General features: G+C 40.4%; 16 protein-coding genes and 1 other RNA gene. 5 read left to right on the top strand and 12 right to left on the bottom strand.

Features of this window, described 5'->3' with window-relative positions:
• The coding region (locus tag AC1DO4_RS25940) for an HRDC domain-containing protein (protein ID WP_477420671.1) at positions 1-671 on the top strand (671 nt) is incomplete at its 5' end.
• A gap of 120 nt (positions 672-791) precedes the next feature.
• Here the strand turns inward: AC1DO4_RS25940 and AC1DO4_RS25945 are convergent.
• Both AC1DO4_RS25945 and AC1DO4_RS25950 read right to left on the bottom strand, forming a co-directional pair.
• Complete coding sequence (locus AC1DO4_RS25945) at positions 792-2,693, bottom strand: OmpA family protein (RefSeq protein ID WP_477420672.1); 1,902 nt, start codon at positions 2,691-2,693, stop codon at positions 792-794.
• A gap of 39 nt (positions 2,694-2,732) precedes the next feature.
• Complete coding sequence (locus tag AC1DO4_RS25950; protein WP_477406967.1) at positions 2,733-3,356, bottom strand: 7-carboxy-7-deazaguanine synthase QueE; 624 nt, start codon at positions 3,354-3,356, stop codon at positions 2,733-2,735.
• A gap of 212 nt (positions 3,357-3,568) precedes the next feature.
• Between AC1DO4_RS25950 and AC1DO4_RS25955 the strand changes: the two genes are divergently transcribed.
• Together AC1DO4_RS25955 and AC1DO4_RS25960 are read left to right on the top strand one after the other, a co-directional pair.
• Positions 3,569-4,333, top strand: a complete 765-nt coding sequence (locus AC1DO4_RS25955) for a hypothetical protein (RefSeq protein ID WP_477420673.1) — start codon at positions 3,569-3,571, stop codon at positions 4,331-4,333.
• A gap of 3 nt (positions 4,334-4,336) precedes the next feature.
• Positions 4,337-4,675: a Rieske (2Fe-2S) protein gene (locus AC1DO4_RS25960; protein WP_477420674.1), complete on the top strand. Its 339-nt coding sequence runs from the start codon at positions 4,337-4,339 to the stop codon at positions 4,673-4,675.
• A gap of 53 nt (positions 4,676-4,728) precedes the next feature.
• Here AC1DO4_RS25960 and AC1DO4_RS25965 read toward each other — a convergent pair whose 3' ends face one another.
• Positions 4,729-5,610: a bifunctional 5,10-methylenetetrahydrofolate dehydrogenase/5,10-methenyltetrahydrofolate cyclohydrolase gene (locus AC1DO4_RS25965; protein WP_477420675.1), complete on the bottom strand. Its 882-nt coding sequence runs from the start codon at positions 5,608-5,610 to the stop codon at positions 4,729-4,731.
• A gap of 100 nt (positions 5,611-5,710) precedes the next feature.
• Positions 5,711-7,498, bottom strand: a complete 1,788-nt coding sequence (gene lepA, locus AC1DO4_RS25970) for a translation elongation factor 4 (RefSeq protein ID WP_477420676.1) — start codon at positions 7,496-7,498, stop codon at positions 5,711-5,713.
• Between the two features lie 87 nt (positions 7,499-7,585).
• Between lepA and AC1DO4_RS25975 the strand changes: the two genes are divergently transcribed.
• Positions 7,586-8,452 carry a fructosamine kinase family protein gene (locus tag AC1DO4_RS25975; RefSeq protein ID WP_477420677.1) on the top strand — a complete coding sequence of 289 codons (867 nt, stop codon included), beginning with the start codon at positions 7,586-7,588 and terminating at the stop codon, positions 8,450-8,452.
• A gap of 5 nt (positions 8,453-8,457) precedes the next feature.
• On the opposite strand, the gene AC1DO4_RS25980 is transcribed toward AC1DO4_RS25975, so the two are convergent.
• From AC1DO4_RS25980 to AC1DO4_RS26015, 8 genes are all read right to left on the bottom strand, one after another.
• Complete coding sequence (locus AC1DO4_RS25980) at positions 8,458-9,993, bottom strand: hypothetical protein (protein WP_477420678.1); 1,536 nt, start codon at positions 9,991-9,993, stop codon at positions 8,458-8,460.
• A gap of 246 nt (positions 9,994-10,239) precedes the next feature.
• Positions 10,240-10,689 (bottom strand): lipocalin family protein, encoded by a 450-nt coding sequence (locus AC1DO4_RS25985; RefSeq protein WP_477420679.1) that lies wholly within the window; start codon positions 10,687-10,689, stop codon positions 10,240-10,242.
• A gap of 93 nt (positions 10,690-10,782) precedes the next feature.
• Positions 10,783-12,162: a sigma-54-dependent transcriptional regulator gene (locus AC1DO4_RS25990; protein ID WP_477420680.1), complete on the bottom strand. Its 1,380-nt coding sequence runs from the start codon at positions 12,160-12,162 to the stop codon at positions 10,783-10,785.
• Between the two features lie 122 nt (positions 12,163-12,284).
• An RNA gene (gene rnpB, locus AC1DO4_RS25995) (RNase P RNA component class A) lies at positions 12,285-12,674 on the bottom strand.
• A gap of 103 nt (positions 12,675-12,777) precedes the next feature.
• Positions 12,778-13,194 (bottom strand): c-type cytochrome, encoded by a 417-nt coding sequence (locus tag AC1DO4_RS26000; RefSeq protein WP_477420681.1) that lies wholly within the window; start codon positions 13,192-13,194, stop codon positions 12,778-12,780.
• Positions 13,191-13,835 carry an SCO family protein gene (locus AC1DO4_RS26005; protein WP_477420682.1) on the bottom strand — a complete coding sequence of 215 codons (645 nt, stop codon included), beginning with the start codon at positions 13,833-13,835 and terminating at the stop codon, positions 13,191-13,193. Before AC1DO4_RS26005 ends, AC1DO4_RS26000 begins: the two co-directional genes overlap by 4 nt.
• The gene (locus AC1DO4_RS26010) at positions 13,836-14,237 is read right to left on the bottom strand and encodes a hypothetical protein (RefSeq protein ID WP_477420683.1); all 402 of its coding nucleotides are present in this window, start codon (positions 14,235-14,237) and stop codon (positions 13,836-13,838) included.
• 45 nt (positions 14,238-14,282) lie between these two features.
• Positions 14,283-14,750, bottom strand: coding sequence for a DinB family protein (locus AC1DO4_RS26015; RefSeq protein WP_477420684.1), 468 nt, complete (start codon positions 14,748-14,750; stop codon positions 14,283-14,285).
• 373 nt (positions 14,751-15,123) lie between these two features.
• On the opposite strand from AC1DO4_RS26015, the gene AC1DO4_RS26020 reads away from it, so the two are divergent.
• Entirely contained in the window at positions 15,124-16,500 is a 1,377-nt protein-coding gene (locus tag AC1DO4_RS26020) for a GH1 family beta-glucosidase (protein WP_477420685.1), read from the top strand.

Genomic DNA, 16,500 nt, shown 5'->3' on the forward strand with positions numbered 1-16,500 from the left:
GTTTTGTGATGAACCACATCATTGAGGGCACTGATGACGATGATGACGCTGACGGCCCTAAACAAGGCGGAGGCGCCCTGGATACCCAGTTGCTGCAAATGCTGAAAGACCTGCGTAAAAAGCTGGCAAAGCAAAAAGGATTACCACCATTCGTTATCTTCCAGGATCCATCATTGGAAGAAATGTGCACGCATTACCCAATCAACACCGAAGAGCTAAAACAGATCTCGGGAGTGGGTGCAGGCAAGGCCCTTAAATTTGGTAAACCATTTACAGATCTGATTCAGAAATATGTGGAAGACAATGATATCGACCGTCCGGTTGATATGGTGATCAAAAGTGCCGCTAACAAATCGGCGCTAAAGGTTTTTATTATCCAGAATATAGATCGCCATTTAAACCTGGATGATATTGCTGCTTCAAAAGGACTTACCTATGAGGAGATCCTGAAGGAGGTTGAAACCATCGTTAACTCAGGAACCAAACTTAACCTTAATTATTATATTGATGAGGTGATAGATGAGGATAAGCAGGAAGAGGTGTTTGATTATTTCCGTACGGCCGAAGCTGATTCTATTGATGACGCCCTTGCCGAATTAGGTAATGATGACTATACCCGCGAAGAAGTACAATTGATGAGGATAAAATTCCTATCAGAAATGGGAAATTAAGGTATCGATATTTAATTTCTCTCCACCCACATATGTAGCAGTCCCCAACCCRCAGAAATGTTCTGTAAGTTGGGGATTGTTAGTATAAGGCCTTTCCCAAAATTCATGCGAATTGATTATTTATTTCGCTATGATCATAAACTCTGTTCTCCTGTTCAATGCCTTTCCTTCATCGGTGGTATTTGGTGCAATAGGCTGCGTTTCACCATATCCTTTAAAAACAAGACGGCCTGCTGCTATGCCGTTAGCTACCAGGTACCGATAAACCGACCTGGCCCTGTTTTCGGACAGTGTTTGGTTAAACTGAATGGCGCCTACGTTATCCGTGTGCCCGGATATCTCGACACGTACCGTTGGGTTTACATTTAAAAACTCTATCAGCTTAGTTAATTCGGCTTTCGACTCGTCCTGCAGGTCGAATTTGTTGGTATCGAAAAAGATGTTCTTTAATATTACTTTGTTGCCAACCTCAATAGGAGATAGCAAGGCTTTGATATGAAAAGGTTTCTGCTCTTTATATCCTATCAATGAAAAATTTTCGGAGTAAAACAGATACCCGCTCTTTGAGATATTTAAGCCATAGTTTTTGCCCGAAGTGAGAGTTGCCAAAAAGTCACCTTCATCTATACTACTATAGTCCTGGTAAACAGGAAGGTTACTTTGCAGATCAATGATCTCAACGGCCGCCTCCAGCGGTTCTTTGGTTTTAGCGTCGTTTACATTCCCTTTTACGTAAGTTACAATGTGCGGTCTTAAATTTGCAGGCAATTCAAATGTATAAATGTCATATCCCCCATAACCATTCAGGTTATCTGAGGCAAAAAAGGCGTAATTTCCATAGGCAGTAAGTGTTAGCCCATTCTCATCACCATTAGTGTTAATGGGATAGCCAAGATTCGCCGGCTTTTGCCATTTCCCATCTTTACCCAAACGACTTACAAAAAGATCTTTATTGCCCAATCCGGGCCAGCCGTTTGAGCCAAAATAAAGTGTACTATCATCCGCATGAATAAATGGCGACTGTTCATCGTAAGCGGTATTAATATTGGGCCCCAGATTTTCGGGTTCGCCCCAGCCTTTATCGGTTAAGGTTGATCTCCAAATGTCATAGCCCCCATATCCGCCTTTTTTATTACTTACAAAGTAAAGTGTACGCCCGTCGGCACTTATAGATGGCTGCGATTCCCACCCCGAAGTATTTACCGGGCTATTTAAATCAAAGGGTTTACCCCAGTCATCACCTTTTTTTTGTGCTATATAAATATCGCAACGGCCACGACCATCGGGACGGTTGCATCCGGTAAAAAACAAAAATTTACCATCCTGCGATATAGATTGTGCACCTTCGTTATATCTATCCGTATTTATCTGATCGCTAAGGTAAGTAGCTGTATCCCATTTGCCATTAGCTTTCAGGCTTTTGTAAAAATCTTCATTATTGTTAATCTTCCTGGTAAATATCAGCATGCCTTCATCCGCTGTTGCAACCGGCAGGTATTCGTCATTAGCGGTGTTAATATTAGCCCCCATATTAACAGGCTTAAAAGCTACAGGGTGTTGTATGGCCTCGATACTAAACTTTGCATCAGCCAGCAGTTTTTGAGCTAACGCGTTATTTTGTGGTGTAATATCCGGGTAAGTAAGGTATTTTTCAAGATGTTGCTGAGCCTGTGGATATTTAGCTTCATAAATCTCTGTCTCGCCTATTTTGAGGTAGACAGATCTGTTAAAACCAGGATTAATCTCAATTACTTTAAGGTATTGTACGATAGCTTGTTTATACAGGTGCCGCATTCGCAAAACATCGCCTAATAGTGCATGTGCTTCAATGAATTTTGAATCTTCACTTATAGCTTTTTGAAGATTTTCAATCGCCTCATCGTAAACATGCTCATCAAGATTTTGGTTGGCAATGGAAAAATACTTTATGGCATCACTATTTTTAGTAGAGTACTGCCTCTGCTGAGACCATGCAGTAACAGAAAGGAAAAATAACAAGGCCGAGACAATTAAAATTCTCATCCGTTTTGGTACAATAATTTATAACGTAAGTTACAAATATTACGGAATATTCAAATATTTATGCGTTTGCAATGATATTTCCCACTGCGGGTTATTCATTACATAATCAACTATAAGCGGGGTCATTTCTTTCGACTTCGACCATTCGGGCTGTAAATACAACTTACAATCAGGAGAGACCATTTTGGCATGATATTCTGCCCAAACAAAATCCGATTTATTGAATACGATCACCTTTAGTTCATGCGCATTTTCGGCTACGTGAGGTATGGGTGCTTTGAATTTTTTTGGAGAAAGGCAGATCCAGTCCCAATCACCAGACAAGGGATAGGCACCTGAAGTTTCAATAAAGGTTTTTATACCGCGTTCATGCAGTTGAGTGGTTAAATAATCAAGATTATATATCAGTGGTTCGCCGCCGGTAACTACAACAGCTTTTGACGGATGTTTAGCAGCGTTGGTCACTATCGTATCGGATGCGGTAAGCGGATGCAGTTCTGCATCCCAGCTTTCTTTTACGTCGCACCAGTGGCAGCCTACATCGCATCCGCCCAGGCGTATAAAATATGCAGCTTTACCTGTATTATATCCTTCGCCCTGTATCGTGTAAAATTCTTCCATTAAAGGAAGCAGCGTGCCATCGTCTGGAATTTGGTGTGCCATAATATTTTGCAAAAGTACCTAAATAAGCCGAAAGCATAAAGTTGAATGGTAAACACAGCGTAAAACGTTTAAACATTTTGGTCTTTTGGCTATCATTGTTTAATTATTAGCAATAATTTATATTTAAGTGTCTGTAACTGTGTGAATAATAGGTTTTGAATTGTAAATTAGCGTCATGAAACCTTAACTAACTTTTAAAATCATTTAGCGCAATGAAAAAACTTTACCTTCCGATTATTTTTTTTGCCGTGCTATGTTTAAGTTCCTGTGTTGACATTGAGGAGCGTTATAACTTTAAAAGCGATGGCAGTTGTGTTGTGGCATATGGGTTTGATATGAGCAAAGCGGTTTCTGTTTTGGTAAATCTTGTGTCCGATTCGGTAAAGGAAACACCCCAGTTTAGTTTGGTTAAGGATACTACGCTCAATTTTTATAGTGCCATGCCCGATAGCACACAGCACAAAATGAACGCTGCCGAAATAGAGCTGGCAAAAAGCAGTGATTTGACGGTGCATATGAACCTGAAAAAGAGTATCATGAAAGTAGCAATTAATCACACTGCAAAAAATGCAGCCGATCTTAAATATTATCTTCAAAATGTGTCGAAGATTGCACTTAACAGTCAGATCAGTGCTTTTTCAAACAATCCTAAAACAAATAAGGCCCTTGATGCTAAACAGATGGTAGTAGGGCAGGATTATTATTCGTACGAAATAACCCCACATAAATTTTACCGGATAATTGATAAAGCTAAGTTCAACGCGTTTTTAAAGAAAACACAATCAACCTTTATGATGGCCAAAGCTATGCTGATAGATATGCCCTATAAAGTTATACTGAATTTTGCGAAGCCGATAAAAAAACTCAATAACTCAAAAGCAATACTCTCTGCCGACAGGCGAAGTGTTACGCTGGTTACCAATATGGATGAGGTGATTAAAAACCCATCTGTTATGAACCTGAAGATTGATTTTTAATAGATGAAGTGGTATAAAATCCCAGACATAAAAGACATAAACAAACCCTTCATTAAAAAAGTACAGGCAGGCAGAAAAAACATATGCCTTGTTGGTTTTGAGGGCGAAATATATGCAATAGCGGCTACTTGTCCGCATGCTGGTTTTGACCTGAGTGAAGGGTTATGCGTTAAAGGGAAAATTGTTTGTCCTTATCATCGTTACACTTACAATTTGACCACCGGAAAAGGAGGGGAAGGGCAGAATGATTTTGTAGAAACTTATGAGGTTGATATCAGGGATAATGATATTTATGTTTGCATCAGTTCCGTTTGGGACAAAATAAAGCAGGCATTTAAATAATTGTTGTTGATTGGGTTAGGATATTCAATCAGGCAACCCAATCAATCCTCAGCTTAACTATACACCTCTTTATTTGCCGAAGCCAAAGTATTCTTCAATAAGCCAATAATGGTCATCAGGCCTACACCACCCGGTACCGGGGTTATCCATGAGGCTTTGGGCGCCACATTTTCAAAATCAACATCTCCGTACAGCTTAAAGCCAGATTTTGTTAGGGCGGATGTTTCACGGTTCATACCTACATCTATAACTACCACACCATCTTTAACCATATCGGCAGTAATGAAATTCTTTTTACCTATAGCTACAATCAGGATATCTGCATCTAACGTGAATTTTTTAATATCGGGTGTACGGCTGTGGCAAATGGTAACTGTACAGTTACCCGGTGTTGTATTACGGGCCATTAAGATACTCATGGGTGAGCCTACAATATTGCTCCTGCCAACTACTACACAATGCTTGCCAACGGTATCAATGCCATATTCCTTAAGCATCAAGGTGATACCATAGGGCGTAGCTGGTATAAATGAGGGCAGATTGCGTTGCATGCGCCCTAAATTTACCGGGTGAAAGCCATCCACATCTTTGCGGTGGTCGATACGCTCAGTTACCTTTTCAGGGTCGATGTGTTTGGGTAAGGGGAGTTGTACAATAATACCGTCGATATCGCTGTCGGCATTCAATTCTTCTACTTTTTTTAGTAGTTCATCTTCGGTAACCGTATCTTCAAAGCGAACCAGGGTCGATTTAAAACCTACCTTTTCGCAATTTTTAATCTTGCTGGCCACATAAGTTTCGCTTCCGCCGTCATGGCCCACCAAAACTGCCACCAAATGCGGCTGTCTGCCGGTTTCTGCCAATATTTTAGCCGCCGCTTCGGCTATTTCAATCTTAAGTTTTTCTGATACGTATTTTCCGTCGAGTAATTGCATATAGCCCCCTAACCCCCTAAAGGGGGAACGATAGTGTATAATTTATATTATCAGCCAACCTTGCTTATCAAAAAGCTCCCCCTTCAGGGGGCTGGGGGGCTTAATCTAATTTCAAAACCGCCATAAACGCCGATTGTGGTATCTCTACGTTACCAACCTGGCGCATGCGTTTTTTACCTTTTTTCTGTTTTTCCAATAGTTTACGTTTACGGGAAATATCACCGCCATAACATTTGGCGGTAACATCTTTACGCAAGGCTTTAACTGTTTCGCGGGCGATGATCTTGGCGCCTATGGAAGCCTGTATGATGATCTCAAATTGCTGGCGGGGAATGAGCTCCTTCAGTTTTTCACAGATCTTTTTACCAAAATCATAGGAGTTTCCCCTGAATATCAATGATGATAATGCATCAACAGGCTCGGCATTTAAACGGATATCCAAACGTACCAGGTCCGACTGGCGGTAACCTATCTGGTGATAGTCAAATGATGCATACCCCTTTGAAATAGTTTTTAGCTTATCATAAAAATCAAATACGATCTCGCCCATTGGCAGTTCAAATACCAGTTCCACACGATCGGAAGTCAGGTACGACTGGTTGACTATAGAACCACGTTTTTGGATACAAAGCGACATTACCGGCCCAACATAATCAGATTTGGTAATGATAGTTGCCTTAATATAGGGCTCCTCAACAAAATCTATTTTACTTGGATCAGGCAGATCTGATGGATTATTTACGATGATTGGTTCGCCTTTGGTTGTATAAGCGATGTAGGATACGTTGGGAACAGTGGTGATCACTGTCATATCAAACTCACGCTCCAATCGCTCCTGGATGATCTCCATGTGCAGCATGCCCAAAAATCCGCAACGGAAACCAAACCCCAATGCTGCTGATGACTCCGGCTCAAAAACCAGCGAGGCATCATTCAGTTGCAGTTTGGCCATCGATTCGCGTAGTTCTTCGTATTCATCGGTATCAACAGGGTAAATACCGGCAAATACCATCGGCTTTACTTCTTCAAAACCCTGGATGCCGCTTTCGCACGGACGGTCAACACGGGTAATTGTATCACCCACTTTCACCTCACGCGCTTCTTTGATACCCGATATTATATACCCCACATCTCCCGTTTTGATTACATCGCGGGGCGATTGCTTTAACTTTAATGTGCCAACCTCATCGGCTATATATTGCTTTTCGGTAGCAAAGAATTTTACTTTATCATTTTTACGGATCTCGCCGTTTACCACTTTAAAGTAAGCCACAATGCCTCGGAAGGAGTTATAAACCGAATCAAAAATCAGAGCCTGTAAAGGTGCTTCAGGGTCACCAACAGGAGCAGGTACCCTTTCAACAATTGCTCGCAAAATATCGTGAACACCCATTCCTGTTTTACCGGATGCGGCAAGAATTTCTTCACGTTTGCAACCAATCAGTTCAACTATCTGGTCTTTAACTTCCTCGGGCATAGCGCCGGGTAAGTCCATTTTATTAAGTACCGGGATAATTTCCAGGTCATTCTCCAAAGCCAGGTACAGGTTGGATATGGTTTGCGCCTGTATTCCCTGCGCAGCATCAACAATAAGTAACGCCCCTTCACAGGCCGCTATTGAGCGCGAAACTTCGTACGAAAAATCTACGTGTCCTGGTGTATCTATTAGGTTGAGGATATATTTTTGACCATCAAGCTCATAATCCATTTGTATGGCGTGGCTTTTTATGGTGATGCCCCGCTCGCGTTCCAGGTCCATATCGTCAAGCAATTGCGCCTGCGATTCGCGTTGGGTTATAGTGTTAGTGTATTCTAATAACCTATCGGCAAGTGTGCTCTTGCCGTGGTCGATATGTGCGATGATACAAAAATTACGAATATGCTCCATTGAACCGCAAAAATAACTTTTTAAACCGATAATTGTATAAGGCTAATAAATTAACTATTGGGTTTGTAAATTAATCATTTGAATAAAATGCCCATCGCGAATAAAATGATTCATGATATTGAAACTAAACTGGGTACCAGTATATTAAAAGTGATACCGGTGAGTGGTGGGAGTATTAACAAAGTTTATCGCATGCAAACAGCAACAGAAAGGTTCCTTTTAAAGGTTAATAGCTTACGTGATTATCCTGGTATGTTTAAACTTGAGCAGGAGGGATTGGCTGCTATCAGATCAACCCAAAGCATTGCTGTACCCGATGTAATACTACAGGGCGAAACAGAGGCGGAGAGCTATTTAGTAATGCAATGGATAGAACCGGGCCTCGGCACCCGCAAATCATCTCAAAAATCAGGAGAACAGTTGGCCCAAATGCATAGGCATACCTGGGAATATTTTGGTTTTACTACCAATAATTACATGGGATCGTTAACGCAAAGCAATACGAAGCATAGCTCCTGGGCCACTTTTTTTGTTGAGGAACGACTTAAGCCCATGATAAAAATTGCCTTTGAAAAACAGCAATTAAACGGGAATGACATACAATCATTTGAAAAACTATATCAAAAACTTCCCGGTCTTTTTAATGAAGAATCACCTGCTTTAGTACATGGCGATCTCTGGAGCGGCAATTATTTAATTGATACAAATGAACGTCCTTACCTTATCGATCCCGCAGTTTGCTATTGTAACAGGGAGTTTGATATTGCCATGACCACCTTGTTTGGAGGTTTTGATGCAGTTTTTTATGAAGCCTATGATAGCACTTTTCCATTGCAAAAAGGCTGGAAGCAACGGCTTAAGATCTGGAACCTGTACCCATTATTATTGCATGTAAACCTTTTTGGAGATAGTTATACGAATCAGGTGCGTACTACTTTGTCGGCGTTTGTTTAATAATTTTATTGTGCTACACCTTCAACAAAAACGGGGGTTTCTGTAACATTTACAGACAATTTACCGGCAACAGTATTAACGGTAGTTATTGCAGCCTTATCAGATCCTGCTTTTAAAGTATAAATATTGGCTTTGGCGGTACCGAGGTCAAGAACATAAGTTGCCGTGCGGTTTTTTTGGTCGGGTATGGTTAACACATACATTTTTTTTGAACCTGAAATATATTTATCCACCAGGGGATCGGTATTAATGGTTGACCGATAAGTGTAACTGCCCATTAGTTTATTGGTTTGTAAAATATAATCAGCCGCAGGTCTGCGTTTTCCATCCTCTGCAAGACCCGATGTTGCATACTGTACATTTGCATTTGGGGTATCATCTAATAGCTGATAGTAAAATACTCTTTTAATTCCAAGCCTGATGTATAGTAATGATGTTCTTAGTATCCAGTCGGCCTGCGTTTCTAAAACCGTTTTATTACCAATTGGTGTTGCTTTTTGGTAACTATGCTGGTTAATATCATAGCCAGTTTCGGTTACCCAAACTTCGGGAGGCTTTTGTAGCGAATAAGCAAGTTTAACAAAGGAGCCTGCTACAGAACCCGCCATGGATAACTCGGGTGCTATACCCGTTTTAGCGCCTTTATGCGTTAAAATATTACCATCATTATTATAAAAGTGATAGTTGATCACGTCAAAACATAAATTAATACTTCCATCGGCATTATATCCCCTATTTGTTTTACACCATTCTATTATCCTTTTTACAAAATCAACGTTGCAGGTTGCAAGGCCGCCTATTACCACCTGTATGCCAGGGTCTGCGGTTTTTACACCTACGTTATTGCCTAACCTGCCTTTATCACCATCGTAAAAAGCCGATAGATTGGCTGCATACTCTTCGGGAGTTTGCTTAGTTGCAGGGCCTTTCCACCATTTATCCCACTCATTGCCACATTCAATGTATTTTATTAAGCCCAATCCTATTTTAATAACGTTGGGTGGGTCGTTTATCCAGCGGGGGATAGGGTTTACTTTAACCAATTCCGGGGCAACGGCCGTATTGTACCCATACCTTGCGGCAAACTGAAAAGCGGCCCGCCCCTGGTCAATATACGATGCAGGATCACTTTTGTCCTGCCCGTAAGGTATCGGCACATTTTCATTATCCAGCATATTTGGCGGATAGGTGCTTACCAGCCAGGTGGGGCAGTTTTTCATATCCGCTAAAACCAAAATACCTTCCTTTTTGCAGCGTGTATAGATAAGATCATAATCCCAGCCGCCGTTATTGGTAGGGTTAAATGTATAATCTCCTTTACTGTTTTCCAGCTTGTTCCAGTTCATGTAATGCCTAACGGCACTAAACGACTTAATAACAGACATATTCGCTTCATAAATGGTGCTTTTAAGGTTCACATTAGCCGGATCCTGAAGGAAATTCCATTCATAAGAATTTACACCAAACATGTTTTTTAATGGGGTAGGGTTTGCAAGGATAACACTATTAAGCGCAGCGCTGTCTACAGTTGTAGTATCCATTATACCGTTTGTATTGGATTTTGCTTTATCTTGCCGGCAGTCATTAAAAAACATGCCTGTAATTGCTATAATTATAACAGTAAAGAATTTAAAATGATAAAACATATTTTTCTTTCTTGTCAATTTTGAGCTTAAGCTTCGCGATGTTATAAACAAATATAATACAAAGTCAATTCAAGTCAGAATGAATATAATATCAGGAAGTAATCTCCAATATTTAAGCAAACTGATAAATACTATATGATATTACTTTACCTTAACATAGGTTTCAATAATTTCATGGTCAATTTTCAGGCTGTCAATCTTTTCTATACCACTTTGCACAAGTGTGTCATTTTTAAATTGCACGGTGAATTTAAAATCCCTGTTTTCCCATTCGCGGGCATCACAATATGCTAAATGTTCCTGGTAGTTGCTTCCCGATAAAGTATAAGTACCACTACCTGAGCTGTAAACTGGTTTGGTGGTTTTGCCATGTACCAAATCATGTGTAAAGAATGCAAAATTGGTGCCGTTGAAAATTTTAACCATTTCTTCATCTTTAGATGGCGTTGTTACAACAGTATCGCCTTTAGCAATGCTTTTGCTTGATACTAAGTGCCAGGTACCAACAAGTGGCTGATCGTGTTTGATTTCCTTTTGGGTGCAGGACGATAAAATGAAAACACAAATTAATGCTGAATAAAAAATTTTCATAATTTATGATACGGTTTCCACAATAATAACCATTTTGTTGTAAACAAAAAAGCGATCTGCTTTTGCAAATCGCTTAAAATACAATACCAAAATTTATTCCCCTCTTTTTAAACCAAATTTTTCGATTTTGCTATAAAGGTGACTGCGTTGAATATCTATATCATCTGCAGTTTTTGATACGTTCCAGTTGTTTTTTTCCAGCTTGAATTTGATGTACTCACGTTCAGCAAAATCCTTATACTCCTGAAAATTATTGAACTGATCAAAATCTGTTTGAGGGGCCGTATTATTGCCTGCGACGGTTGTGGCCGGGGTAGACGGATTGGCAAATGCCCGCACATCATTATCGGTTATGGTTTTATCGCTTAAAATAATTAAACGTTCTACCATGTTTCTTAACTCACGAATGTTGCCCGTCCACGGTAAAGCTTTAAGGGCTTCAAGTGCCGAATCTGAGATTTTTTTTACCGGCATCCCGTATTCATTACAAATCTCATCCAGGAAGCTTTGTGTAAGCAAACCTATATCATCTTTACGATCAACCAATGGTGGTACATGAATTAATATAACACTTAAGCGGTGGTAGAGGTCCATACGGAAATTACCTGCTTCAATCTCCTTTAACAGGTCTTTGTTTGTAGCCGCTATAACGCGTACATCAACATCAATTTCTTTTTCGCCGCCAACGCGGGTAATTTTACTTTCCTGCAAAGCCCGTAATACTTTGGCCTGGGCCGATTGGCTCATATCGCCAATTTCATCAAGGAAAAGTGTACCGCCGTTTGCCGATTCAAATTTACCTATGCGTTGTTTGATAGCAGATGTAAACGAGCCTTTCTCGTGTCCGAACAATTCGCTCTCAATTAATTCTGATGGGATAGCAGCACAATTAACCTCAATTATAGGTGCATTTGCCCGGTGCGACTTTTCGTGCAGCCAACGTGCAACCAACTCTTTGCCGCTACCATTTGCTCCGGTAACAAGAACACGCGCATCTGTTGGGGCTACACGCTCGATAGTTTCTTTTATTTTTTGAATAGCCTGTGAGTTACCTAAAATAGGGCGAACCTTAGATACTTTACGTTTTAATACCTTAGCTTCAACTACCAGGCTTCCCCTGTCAAGAGCGTTACGAACCGTAATGAGCAGGCGGTTTAAATCCGGTGGTTTCGATATAAAATCAAAAGCACCTTTTCTGCTGGCTTCAACAGCTGTTTCAACAGTGCCATGGCCGCTTATCATGATAAAAGGCAAGTCAGGTTTCAGTGCCAAACCCTCGGTTAACACTTCCATACCATCCATGCGATTCATTTTTATATCGCAAAGTATCAGGTCAAAATCCTTTTTCTCTATCAGTTGTAAACCATCTACACCGTTATCTACATCCTCAACTTCGTAATCCTCATATTCCAGGATTTCGCGCAAAGTGCTGCGAATTGCCCGTTCATCATCTATAATTAAAATTTTTGCCATGTTTTATATATGTAATAGGTAGTAATGTACTTGGTGCTAATATATAAGATTTGTATAGAAAAATAAACACTTTTGCTTTTAACAAAAATAACCCCTTCCTGTTTCCAGGAAAGGGGCATTTTATCAGCAGCAAATCAGTAAGCCGGGTTCTGTATTGCCCGGAGGGGCAACTTCTATCATTAATCTGGCCCTGCCATTGCTGACAGGTTTAAACAACCTACCCATCTTAACGGTCCCGACAAGTCGGGACACGGGAGCGAGCAGCTCCGCTTTCAAGACCTATTTGGTTTTTCAACTCCTGAGGTTTACCGTCATCCCCGGTCGCCCGGTTATGCCGTGAGCTCTTACCTCACGTTTTCACCCTTACCCCGGTCAAAAACCGGGGCGGTATTATTTCTGTGGCACTTTGCTGTCGTCGGCTGCCGACGCCTTCCCGTTAGGAAGCAGGATGCTCTGTGTTGCCCGGACTTTCCTCCGCTAAACAAGTTAGCAGCGATAGAACGTTTTGCGAAAGTAAAGGTAAGAAAATTTGTTTGAGTTGGGGTTACGGTTATGTGGAGCGTAGTGTGGATGTTTTGTTATGAAAATCAAGGCTTAGACTCAACCCCAGCCCGATCACCGGCATTTTTTCAGATCACTTTCAACCGTTTGCAAGGTAATTGTTGTCATTTTGTTACCAAATGAGTTGGTAACGTAAGTTAGTACTTTTGCAATTTCAATAGGGGCGAGGTCATCAGCCGGCATCTCACCTTCAAACTCACGACCGTTTATAACAATCTTACCTTTAAGCCCATTTTTAACGAAACAGGCTAATAAAGCTTTATTATTTTTAAGATAAGCAACATCGGTAAGTGGCGGAATCAGTGCCTGCAAGCCTTCCCCTTTTGAACCATGACAGTTTTGACAATGAGTTTGATAAATAGCACTTCCGCCGGAATAATAACGATAAAATTCAACCTGCTCATCGCTTTGGCAGGAAACAACCAACACGGTTAAAAGTAAAAAAATACCACTTATCAGCTTTAATTTCATTTGGTAGCTGCCTGCTCAGGTTCGGCCTTTAGGATTTTTATGTCGGCAATTAATTTATCCACTTCTTTGGGGTCGGTACCTTCATAGGTTCCCCGGATGCGTTTTTGTTTATCTATCAGTATAAAAAAGCCATCGTGGATGAATTGCCCTGCCGGATTTTTTTCCTGTACGGTTTGCAGGTAGCTTTTGGCAATATTATAGGTGTCACCTTTGTTGCCGTGCAAAAGCCACCAGCAATTTCCGGTTATGCCCATTTTATCGGCATAACGCTTTAATACCGGTATGGTGTCATATTTAGGGTCGATAGTATGCGATATAATGCGAAAGTCTCCATCATCCTTAAACTCCTTATACACGTTAAGCATATTACGGTGCATTACCGGGCAAATAGAAGGGCAGGTGGTAAAGAAAAAGTCGGCAACATAAATTTTGCCATCAAGGTTTTTAGCAGTTATCGTATCTGCGTATTGGTTAACAAACTTAAAATCGGGTATAGTTGCGTATGCAGTATCAACAACCGATTTGCCATTTACCGTTTTGGTAACAGGCTCGCGGTTGCCTAAAATAGGAAGTTTGCTTTGTTTGTTGTTACAGGCATTCAAAACCGATAATACGATAATGCCCAAAAATAACTTGCGCATTTATTTTTTATTTTGATTTAAATATTTGTCCGATTCGATGATAGCATTGTTGATCTGGGTATCGATAGCTGAGATTTTCTTTTTTTGATCGCCGAGGTAATCAATGATTTCCTGGTGCGATTTACCTTTGTTCTCTACATCAAATTTATGCATCCAATTGCTCATGGCGCTATCGGCATCATCAACCAATTTAAGGCAGCCTTTTGCCGATTCTTTAATGTCGGGTATATTTTTAACCATGCTATCAAGCAGCATTTTATTTTTCATCAAGTGTTCGTCATTAGCCATCACCTTGTCATGCACGGCAATCACACTATCTAATAATAATTTTTCCTGCTTTTTATTATCGGCACATCCCAGTAAAATGGTAAGGCTTAATACAATCCCAATATATTTTTTCATGGTCGCGTTTTGTATTGGCAAATATTGTAAATAAACCTATTAATGTTAGCTATTTAGTTGCCTTAAATAATAAACATAATCGGTAATGGGCAAGGTTTCGGTGCCGGTAAGCTTCAATTGCTGGCCGGCCTGCGCCCGCGTATGTGTGCCATGATTTATTACATGTGTTAGAATGTCGCTTACCGAAGTTTGGTTACCGCCCAGGGCGTTTTGGTAAATGATAACTTTGTTCAAATCTGCTTCGGTAATTCGCTCCAAAAAACCCAGCCACTCTTCATGATATTCATTTACCAGGTGAATGCAATGCTCAATGGTAAAATCCTTCGGCCATAATTCGGCATTGGGATAAGGTTCTACTTCATTTATCCTGTCCAGCCAGCGGTGTTCGGCGGCAAGCAAATGCGCCATCAATTTTATAGCCCCCCTGGTATTGTCGGCTTCTGTAATTGCTTTTAATAAAGCACGATTAGCAAACTGGGCGTAATTGAACATTTTTATAAAATAGCTTTTCATAAACAATAATGTATGGACACTAATTTCACGAATTAAAACGAATTCCACGAATTATTTGAGAAACCAGATTTGTGAAAATTCGGATCCCATTCGTAAAATTCACGTTTACTTCATTTAATGATTTGATAATATAGTTGTTACAATTAAATCACATCGGTACGGTACCTTTAATTAATTAAAAAACAACGACATGAAAATCTTCAGCATTTTTTCAAATCTTATTAGCGGTTTACGCGAGTGGATAATGTTAAGGAGTGTGAAATCGTCTTTCATACATTAATATTTTGAATTTTATACCCTGCTTTCGTAAATATTATTGCAATTTTGGACCCTTGTTGTCCATTTAATGAAATCTACACATCAGTACGTATCTTTGAACAGAGAATCTTTCGGCTCCGATTTCGCCTGGGGTGTTTCAACTGCCGCCTTTCAGATTGAGGGGGCTCATGATGCCGATGGTAAGGGCGAATCTGTGTGGGATGACTTTACTACCAAAAAAGGTAAAATTTTAAATGCAGACCATGCCCGTACTGCCTGCGATTTTTATAATCGTTATGAAGAGGATATCGACCTTGTTAAACAACTTAACATACCAAATTTTCGTTTCTCTATATCCTGGGCCCGTGTGCTGCCCAATGGTACCGGTCAAATAAACCAGGCTGGAATTGATTATTATAACCGCGTTATAAATTATTGCCTTGAACAAGGAATAGAACCATGGGTAACTATTTACCATTGGGATTTGCCGCATGCGCTTGAGCAAAAAGGCGGCTGGACTAACCGCGAAGTTATCAAATGGTTTAGTGAGTTTGTTACCCTTTGCGCAAACAGCTTTGGCGACCGTGTGAAAAACTGGATGGTTATGAACGAACCTATGGTTTTTACAGGTGCCGGCTACTTTTTTGGCATTCATGCACCGGGGCGTACCGGTATGAAGAATTTTTTGCCGACCATACATCACGTTGTTTTAAGTATTGCAGCCGGTGCCAGAATTTTACGCAGGTTATTACCCGAAGTACAAATTGGAAACACGTTTTCCTGTTCGCAAATTGAAGCATTAACTGATAAGCCACGGGATGTTGCTGCGGCCGTTAGGACCGATGCTTTAATAAACCGTTTATTTATTGAACCGCTTTTAGGTATGGGCTACCCGGTTAAAGATCTGCCGGTGTTAAAAAACCTGCAAAAATACATTTTGCCAGGCGATGAGGATAACATGCATTTTGATTTCGATTTTATAGGCGTACAGAATTATACGCGTGAAATTGTTAAATATTCATTTTTTACTCCATATATAAGCGCCCGTATTGTTAAGGCCGAAGATCGTAAGGTTGAATTAACTGCTATGCGCTGGGAGGTACATCCACCATCTATTTACCACATGATAAAAAAGTTTGATGCCTATCCAAAGGTAAAAAACATTATTATAACCGAGAATGGTTCGGCATTCCCCGATGAAGTAACTGATGATGAGGTATATGACCCCAAGCGTTTGCAATATTTAAAGGATTACCTGGATCAGGTTTTAAAGGCAAAGAATGAGGGCAGTAATGTTAATGGCTATTTTGTTTGGACGTTAACTGATAACTTTGAGTGGGCAGAAGGATACCACCCCCGTTTTGGCTTAATTCATGTTGACCATGAAACGCAAAAACGTACTATAAAATTATCCGGAAAGTGGTTTGCCAGGTTTTTAAGAGAGACCAGGAAAGAAAAAGAACTTACTTTGGAAGCAAAAACTAAAGTGTAG

The organism is Mucilaginibacter sp. P5_A6 (assembly GCF_056400585.1).

Excerpts from the sequence above, each read along its gene's own strand:
- AC1DO4_RS25945 (WP_477420672.1), bottom strand. The coding sequence starts at position 2,693 with ATGAGAATTTTAATTGTCTCGGCCTTGTTATTTTTCCTTTCTGTTACT.
- AC1DO4_RS25950 (WP_477406967.1), bottom strand. The coding sequence starts at position 3,356 with ATGGCACACCAAATTCCAGACGATGGCACGCTGCTTCCTTTAATGGAA.
- AC1DO4_RS25955 (WP_477420673.1), top strand. The coding sequence starts at position 3,569 with ATGAAAAAACTTTACCTTCCGATTATTTTTTTTGCCGTGCTATGTTTA.
- AC1DO4_RS25960 (WP_477420674.1), top strand. The coding sequence starts at position 4,337 with ATGAAGTGGTATAAAATCCCAGACATAAAAGACATAAACAAACCCTTC.
- AC1DO4_RS25965 (WP_477420675.1), bottom strand. The coding sequence starts at position 5,610 with ATGCAATTACTCGACGGAAAATACGTATCAGAAAAACTTAAGATTGAA.
- lepA (WP_477420676.1), bottom strand. The coding sequence starts at position 7,498 with ATGGAGCATATTCGTAATTTTTGTATCATCGCACATATCGACCACGGC.
- AC1DO4_RS25975 (WP_477420677.1), top strand. The coding sequence starts at position 7,586 with ATGCCCATCGCGAATAAAATGATTCATGATATTGAAACTAAACTGGGT.
- AC1DO4_RS25980 (WP_477420678.1), bottom strand. The coding sequence starts at position 9,993 with ATGGATACTACAACTGTAGACAGCGCTGCGCTTAATAGTGTTATCCTT.
- AC1DO4_RS25985 (WP_477420679.1), bottom strand. The coding sequence starts at position 10,689 with ATGAAAATTTTTTATTCAGCATTAATTTGTGTTTTCATTTTATCGTCC.
- AC1DO4_RS25990 (WP_477420680.1), bottom strand. The coding sequence starts at position 12,162 with ATGGCAAAAATTTTAATTATAGATGATGAACGGGCAATTCGCAGCACT.
- AC1DO4_RS26000 (WP_477420681.1), bottom strand. The coding sequence starts at position 13,194 with ATGAAATTAAAGCTGATAAGTGGTATTTTTTTACTTTTAACCGTGTTG.
- AC1DO4_RS26005 (WP_477420682.1), bottom strand. The coding sequence starts at position 13,835 with ATGCGCAAGTTATTTTTGGGCATTATCGTATTATCGGTTTTGAATGCC.
- AC1DO4_RS26010 (WP_477420683.1), bottom strand. The coding sequence starts at position 14,237 with ATGAAAAAATATATTGGGATTGTATTAAGCCTTACCATTTTACTGGGA.
- AC1DO4_RS26015 (WP_477420684.1), bottom strand. The coding sequence starts at position 14,750 with ATGAAAAGCTATTTTATAAAAATGTTCAATTACGCCCAGTTTGCTAAT.